At 58.0% G+C, this 255-nt stretch carries 1 pseudogene; it reads right to left on the reverse strand.

What is annotated here, in order from left to right:
- Nucleotides 1–134: 134 nt before the first annotated feature.
- Nucleotides 135–255: pseudogene (locus SB751_RS32990) on the reverse strand (molybdopterin biosynthesis protein MoeB); the annotation flags it as partial.

Below are 255 nucleotides of genomic sequence, written 5' to 3' on the forward strand. Positions count from 1 at the left end.
GATACGTCCAATGCTGCCTGCCATGAAAGGAAGGCTGGCTGGCGTTATAGCAGGTATTTCAAACCTTTAATATTATTTACGCGGAGAATGACAGGCAGATTTTACGGGGACGGAATAATCGCCTGTCCGGCGCATCAGTGCGCGTGCGCGCCACAGACAGCGCATTCCGGATCCCGCTGGACGTTGACGCTGCGCCATTGCATGGTGCGCACGTCCAGCCACAGCAGCCGCCCAGACAGGCTCTCACCCACCCCG

This window comes from Cupriavidus sp. SIMBA_020 (assembly GCF_046535395.1).
GTDB lineage: Bacteria > Pseudomonadota > Gammaproteobacteria > Burkholderiales > Burkholderiaceae > Cupriavidus > Cupriavidus campinensis.